This window comes from Dyadobacter sp. (assembly GCF_051859145.1).
Classification (GTDB): Bacteria; Bacteroidota; Bacteroidia; order Cytophagales; family Spirosomataceae; genus Dyadobacter.
In genome coordinates, this window is sequence record NZ_JBHYGF010000264.1 from 1 (window position 1) to 581 (window position 581).

General features: G+C 45.8%; 1 protein-coding gene. It reads right to left on the minus strand.

From position 1 onward, the window contains the following. On the minus strand, nt 1-581 hold a 581-nt coding region (locus ACTIE6_RS15445; RefSeq protein ID WP_439557491.1), incomplete at both ends, for a cell division protein FtsA.

Below are 581 nucleotides of genomic sequence, written 5' to 3' on the forward strand. Positions count from 1 at the left end.
ATGGACCTGATACCAGCCCAGGCGAGTCCAATAGCAGTACTGAATGTGGAGTTACTTACCGCGTCCGCCTTGGCAGTCCGTTCGAGGTTTTCGGGGTAACCCACCCTTACCGACATATCAGTTACTTTTTCAAACAGCAGCTCGATCTCGTCAATATTCGCTGAGCCACCCGTTAAAACAATGCCGCCTATCAGCTTATCAAGATAGCCGGACTTCATAATTTCAGCATAGACCATTGCTGCAATTTCTTTCAACCTTGCTTCAATGATCAAAGCTACGTTTTTCTTTAAAACCGGCTTTGGCTGTCTTCCGCTCAAATAATTGATCAGGATCTCAATGTTGAGCGGGATATCGGCAGAAATGGCCGCACCATACTGTTTTTTCAGCTGCTCTGCATTTTCGTACTGAATTCCGCAGCCAACTGCCAGATCATTCGTAATATGTCTTCCACCTACCGGAAAGGTGGCAATGTGCCTGATAATACGGTCCTGATAGATAACCAGGTCAGTAGTATGATCGCCGATATCAACCAATGCAATCCCGGCTTTGATTTCGTTATCTGTTAAAACAGCAAGACTGGT